General features: G+C 72.2%; 6 protein-coding genes. 3 read left to right on the top strand and 3 right to left on the bottom strand.

All coding sequences use genetic code 11. The features are described from left to right. The 3 genes from ABEA15_RS25410 to ABEA15_RS25400 form a co-directional block, all read right to left on the bottom strand. Positions 1 to 771, bottom strand: a 771-nt coding sequence (locus ABEA15_RS25410; RefSeq protein WP_345559592.1) for an ATP-grasp domain-containing protein, incomplete at its 3' end; no start/stop codon positions are given. 324 nt (positions 772 to 1,095) lie between these two features. Continuing rightward, on the bottom strand, positions 1,096 to 1,836 hold the full coding sequence (locus ABEA15_RS25405) for a TSUP family transporter (protein WP_345559594.1): 741 nt from the start codon (positions 1,834 to 1,836) through the stop codon (positions 1,096 to 1,098). A gap of 299 nt (positions 1,837 to 2,135) precedes the next feature. Further along, entirely contained in the window at positions 2,136 to 2,567 is a 432-nt protein-coding gene (locus ABEA15_RS25400; RefSeq protein ID WP_344149041.1) for a cobalamin B12-binding domain-containing protein, read from the bottom strand. 153 nt (positions 2,568 to 2,720) lie between these two features. Between ABEA15_RS25400 and ABEA15_RS25395 the strand changes: the two genes are divergently transcribed. The 3 genes from ABEA15_RS25395 (at position 2,721) to ABEA15_RS25385 (ending at position 5,390) form a co-directional block, all read left to right on the top strand. Next, on the top strand, positions 2,721 to 3,029 hold the full coding sequence (locus tag ABEA15_RS25395; RefSeq protein ID WP_345559590.1) for a hypothetical protein: 309 nt from the start codon (positions 2,721 to 2,723) through the stop codon (positions 3,027 to 3,029). A 182-nt stretch (positions 3,030 to 3,211) separates the two neighbouring features. Beyond that, positions 3,212 to 4,915, top strand: coding sequence for an AlkA N-terminal domain-containing protein (locus ABEA15_RS25390; protein WP_345559588.1), 1,704 nt, complete (start codon positions 3,212 to 3,214; stop codon positions 4,913 to 4,915). Next, positions 4,797 to 5,390, top strand: a complete 594-nt coding sequence (locus tag ABEA15_RS25385; RefSeq protein WP_417788577.1) for a methylated-DNA--[protein]-cysteine S-methyltransferase — start codon at positions 4,797 to 4,799, stop codon at positions 5,388 to 5,390. The genes ABEA15_RS25390 and ABEA15_RS25385 overlap by 119 nt, the downstream gene beginning before the upstream one ends. The last annotated feature ends 171 nt before the right edge of the window (positions 5,391 to 5,561 follow it).

Genomic DNA, 5,561 nt, shown 5'->3' with positions numbered 1-5,561 from the left:
GATGATGCCGACCTGCCCGTCCAGCTTGACGTAGTTCAACCCCTTCTCCTTGGCCTTGACCTCGAGGGGATCGCCTTCGGCTGCGAAGGCGAGGCTCTCCAGGTCCTGGCGGAAGTCGGCGTTCTCGTCCAGGGTGACCTTGCCGTCGAGGGCCACGACGCGGCCGTCGCCGGTGAGGATCATGGGGTTGACCTCGACCAAAGTGGCGTCGCGGCCGACGAACACGTCCCAGAGCTTGCTGATGGCTTCGGCCGCGCCCTGGGCGGCGGCCTCGGGCAGCTTGGCCTTGGCGACGATCTCGGCGGCGACCTCGGGGGGCGCGCCCTTCAGGGCGTCGACCGGCACCTGGGCGACGGCGTCGGGGTTGGTCGCGGCGACCTCCTCGATCTCGACGCCGCCCTCGGCGGAGCAGATCGAGAGGAAGGTGCGGTTGGCCCGGTCCAGCAGGAAGGAGAAGTAGTACTCCTCGGCGATGTCGCTGGCCTCCTCGATCAGGACCCGGTGCACGGTGTGCCCCTTGATGTCCATCCCGAGGATCTGCCCGGCCTTGGCCTCGGCGTCGGCGGCGTCGTCGGCGACCTTCACACCGCCGGCTTTGCCGCGGCCGCCCGTCTTGACCTGGGCCTTGACCACGACCCGGGACGCGCCCGCCGCCGCGAACTCCTCGGCGATCGCACGAGCCTCTGCGGCCGTGCTCGCCACCTTCCCCTGGGGTACCGGTACCCCGTATTCCGCGAAGAGTTGCTTCGCCTGGTATTCGAACAGGTCCACGAGGGTCCGTCCTTGTTACTAGCTGGCTGCTGTGGTGTGCGGCGGCCGGCCGGACCGAAAACGCGGGAACCGCCACGGGTCCCGCCGCGTTGAAACAGGGCTCGAAACGCCAACCGCAACATGCGGAAGCTTAGTCCTCCCTGAACTTGACGGCAGACACCGGGGCAGCGGTGACCAGTCATACCGCTTCCGGAAATCGCGGAACAGCCCGTTCACGCCCGGTCGTCCGATGAGAACCGGTGTGCGGATTCACACAGGATCACAAGACCACGGGCTCGGGTGTGAGACCGTGCGCGCCCGCCCGCGCGAGGGCGCGGCGCCGTCTCAGACGAGTGTCTCCCAGGCGAGGCGCACCAGAAGCGCGAGCACGACGACCACCAGCACCACTCGGACGAACCCCGCTCCCCGGCGCAGCGCCATCCGCGCGCCGATCTGGGCGCCGGCGACGTTGCACACCGCCAGGCCCAGCCCCAGCAGCCACAGCACGTCTCCGTTCCAAGCGAAGACCGCGAGCGCGCCCAGGTTCGTCGCGGTGTTGACCACCTTCGCCGACGCGGAGGCGCGCACGAAGTCCAGGCCCACCACCGCGGTCAGCACCATGATCAAGAAGGTTCCCGTCCCCGGGCCGATCAGGCCGTCGTAGAAGCCGACCCCGCCCCCGGCCAGCAGCACCGCCACGACGACGCGCCGCCGGGTCAGCAGTGTGGGATCGGCCACGGCACCCATCGCGGGGCGCGCGATGACGAGGACCAGCACGACCGCGAGCACGAGCATCACCGTCGGCCGCAGCGCCTCGGAGGAGACCGACCCGGCGAGCGCGGCCCCTCCTCCTGCACCCAGCAGCGCCAGGCCGGCGGTCGGCCACATGATCCGCGGGTCGGGGCGCACACCGCGGATATAGGTGACGGCGGCCGAGGCCGTGCCCATGATCGCGGTCAGCTTGTTGGTGCCCAGCAGCGGCGCCACGGGGGCGTTGGGGAAGGCGACGAGCATGGCGGGCAGCATCAGCAGCCCGCCGCCGCCCACGACGGCGTCGACCCAGCCGGCGGCGAGGGCGGCGGTCATGAGCAGGGCGACGATCTCGGGGCCGGTCTCCACGCCGCTACCTCGGCCTTCGCGCCACAGCCGGAGCGTCCGAAGCGGGCGTCGACGGCCGGAGCGCTAGCGCGAAGCGGTCGCCGCCGCGCGGGCGGGGAGCCGGCGGGTGCGGAAGCGGATTCGCGGCGCAGGAGGGCCGACCGGACCGGTCGGCACGTAAGGGAGACACAAAACAGACATTTTACTGCCGTGGATCGGCCCGGCCCGCGCCGCAGGGTGCTCCCCGGCGGATCTCCCACCGCGACGGGGTCATGACGCGTCGGCGGTCACCCGGCGGCGCCACTCGCTCCGGCGTGCTGGGGCCTGATGTTCTCCCGGACCCATTCGCTGATCTCGGTGGTGGGCGTGCCGGGAGTGAACACCTTGGCCACGCCCATCGCCTCCAGCTCCGGCACCTCCGCCTCGGGGATGATGCCGCCGCCGAACACGGTGATGTCGCGGGCGTCGTTCTCGGCCAGCAGCTCCATCACCCGGCCGAAGATCGTCATGTGGGCGCCGGAGAGCACCGACAGCCCGATCGCGTCGGCGTCCTCCTCCAGCGCGGCGCTGACGACCATCTCCGGCGTCTGGCGCAGCCCGGTGTAGATGACCTCGACGCCGGCGTCGCGCAGCGCCCTGACCACGACTTTCACGCCGCGGTCGTGGCCGTCGAGCCCGGGTTTGGCGACGACGACCCGCACGGTCGATGACCCGCCCATGTGCGTCCCTCCTGCCGATTGCCCGGTCCGCGCGGCCGCCGGCGCGCACAGCGCCGCCCGCCCGCCACCGGTGGACCCGTTAACGAACAGTAACGTACGTCACCGCATGTTGGACGCGCGAGGGCCGGGTAGCCATCGGGCATGAGTGGAGACATGAGCGAAGACGAGTCCCCGCTGGAACTCCTGGAGACGCAGGTCCTGCGCGACCGCGCGGTGGCCCTCGCCCACCATCGCTGGGACATCCGCTTCTTCTGGCGGCTGCTGGGCATGCTCCCCGCCGCCGAAGCCGCTGCGGGCAACCTGGAGGCGAGCGAGGCGGGCGTCGCCCAGGCGTCCGGCCTGTTCTACGATGCCCTGGGCGCCGACGAGGACCCCGACGTACAGGAGCAGCTGCGCCCGATCTTCATCGACTACCTGCATAGACACGGCGATGCCGCCGAGAGGTCGGGCGACTCCGCCTGAACGGCGGCGCCGGTGCGCGCGAGCGGGCGGGTGCGGGCCCGAGCGCGTCCGGCAGCCCGCGGCGCTCGACCGCGCGCCGGCGCCGGCACCGGGAGCCCCGGACCGACCGCAGTGGCCACCCGGATCTCCATGTCTGAAATCCGCTAGCGTGGCTCGGGTACGCGCACGATGATGGATGCGTGATGGACGACGACCAGCGCTACCTGGCGGTCCGCAGCAAGGACGCGCGCTTCGACGGGGTCTTCTATGTCGGAGTGACCAGCACCGGCATCTACTGCCGGCCGAGCTGCCCCGCAGTCACGCCCAAGCGCGAGAACACCCGGTTCTTCCCCTCTGCGGCGGCCGCTCAGCGGGCGGACTTCCGCGCCTGCAAGCGGTGCCGGCCCGACGCTTCGCCCGGGTCACCCGAGTGGAACGTGCGCGCCGACATCGTGGGCCGCTCCATGCGGCTGATCTCCGACGGTGCGGTCGACCGCGACGGGGTCGCGGGGTTGGCCGAGCGGGTCGGCTACAGCGAACGCCAGCTCAACCGGCTGCTCGTGGCCGAGCTGGGAGCGGGGCCGCTGGCGATCGCCCGCGCGCAGCGGGCCCAGACCGCGCGCGTGCTGATCGAGACGACCGACCTGCCGATGAGCGACATCGCGTTCGCGTCGGGCTTCTCCAGCATCCGCCAGTTCAACGACACGGTGCGGGAGGTGTTCGCCCGCGCCCCCTCATTGCTGCGCCGTACGGGCACGGGGCGCGCGCCGCACGCCTGCAGCGACGGCACGGACGCGGACGCCGCGGGGCTCACGGCGCCGTCGGGTGCCCAGCAGTCCGGCACCGTCACGGTGCGGCTGCCGCTCCGCCCGCCGATCGACCTCGACCACCTCTTCGGTTTCCTCGCCGCACGCGCGGTGCCGGGGATCGAGGAGGTCGTCGACGGCGGCTACCGGCGGGTGCTCAACCTCCCGCACGGCCGCGGGATCGTGTACATCTCGCGCGGCGACACCGACGACCACGTGTGGTGCCGTCTCTGCCTGGACCTGATGAAGGATCTGGGTACGGCCGTGCACCGCTGCCGGAGGCTGCTGGACCTGGACACCGACCCCGACGCGGTCGCCGCCGCCCTCGGCGCCGAGGGCGGCCCGCTGGCCGGGATCGTCGCCGAGCGTCCCGGGCTGCGGGCGCCCGCGAGCGCCGACGCCGCCGAGATGGCCGTACGCGGCATCATCGGCCAGCAGGTCTCGGTCGCGGCGGCGCGCACGGTGGCCGGTCGGCTGGTGGAGCGCTTCGGCACGCCGCTGGCGTTTCCCCAGGGCGGTCTGACCCGGGCCTTCCCCGGCCCGGAGGTGCTGGCCGCGGCCTCCCCCGAGGACCTGCCGATGCCCGCCGGGCGCGCCAAGGCGCTGATCGCGCTGAGCGAGGCGCTGGCGTCCGGCCGGATCGAACTGGACCCCGGCGTCGACCGCGACGAGGCCTCCGCCCGGCTGCGCGAGCTGCCCGGCATCGGCCCGTGGACCTCCGACTACATCCGCATGCGCGCCCTCGGCGACCCCGATGTGTTCCTCGGGACCGACCTGGGCGTGCGCAAGGCGCTGGAGCGCCTCGAGCTGCCCGGCGACCCGCGCTCCGCCGACCGGTCGGCGCAGGCGTGGCGGCCCTGGCGCTCCTACGCCACACACCACCTCTGGGCGGCCGGCACGCGCCCCAGCGGAGCCGACGGCACACCCGCGACCACCACCCCGCGATCGGAGGGGCAGGCACACGACGATGAGGACAGCGACGATGACCGCAGACCCGAACACGATTCAGGACGCTCTGCCGCTGGAGGTGGCCGAGCCCGCAAGCGAGCGCGTCGCTCCGGCGCGGTTCGCCGAACCCCGCAGCGTGACACCCCTGTATGACCTGGTGCCCTCCCCGCTGGGTGAGCTGCTGCTCATCGGCGACGGGGAGGCGGTCACGGGGCTGTACATGAGCCCGCACGAGCGCTTCGCCCAGGAGATCGAGAACGAGTGGCGGCGCGAGCCCGCGGCGCTGCGGGAGGCGGCCGAGCAGCTCGGCGCCTATTTCGCCGGGGAGCTGCGGCAGTTCAGCCTGCCGCTGGCTCCGCGGGGGACCGCCTTCCAGCGCACCGTCTGGAGTGCGCTGACGACGATCCCGCACGGGCGGACCGCCACTTACGGCGAAATCGCCCGTTCGATCGGGCAGCCGAACGCCTCGCGTGCGGTGGGCATGGCCAACAACCGCAACCCGATCTCCATCCTCGTGCCGTGCCACCGGGTGATCGGCGCCAACGGCGCGCTGGTCGGCTACGGCGGCGGAATTCCACGGAAGGAGAGCCTGCTCAGCCTGGAGCGGGGGACCGGCCTCAACGGATAGCCGATGCCGGCGCGATCGGGGCGGGGCACCGCATAGCGGAGTCCCGCCCCGATCCGTGTATGCCGCACCGGAGCGCATACTCCGGGTTCGCTTTCACTCACCGAACGTTTCTGCATTCGGGCATAAAAAAAGGCGGGGGCGCAACCCGAACAAACGAGCCACACCCCCACC

This window comes from Streptomonospora halophila (assembly GCF_039542725.1).
Taxonomy (GTDB): Bacteria; Actinomycetota; Actinomycetes; order Streptosporangiales; family Streptosporangiaceae; genus Streptomonospora; species Streptomonospora halophila.
The sequence above is the reverse complement of the archived record's forward strand: the minus strand, read 5'-3'. Positions and strand labels throughout refer to the sequence as shown.

Excerpts from the sequence above, each read along its gene's own strand:
- ABEA15_RS25405 (WP_345559594.1), bottom strand. The coding sequence starts at position 1,836 with ATGACCGCCGCCCTCGCCGCCGGCTGGGTCGACGCCGTCGTGGGCGGC.
- ABEA15_RS25400 (WP_344149041.1), bottom strand. The coding sequence starts at position 2,567 with ATGGGCGGGTCATCGACCGTGCGGGTCGTCGTCGCCAAACCCGGGCTC.
- ABEA15_RS25395 (WP_345559590.1), top strand. The coding sequence starts at position 2,721 with ATGAGCGAAGACGAGTCCCCGCTGGAACTCCTGGAGACGCAGGTCCTG.
- ABEA15_RS25390 (WP_345559588.1), top strand. The coding sequence starts at position 3,212 with ATGGACGACGACCAGCGCTACCTGGCGGTCCGCAGCAAGGACGCGCGC.
- ABEA15_RS25385 (WP_417788577.1), top strand. The coding sequence starts at position 4,797 with ATGACCGCAGACCCGAACACGATTCAGGACGCTCTGCCGCTGGAGGTG.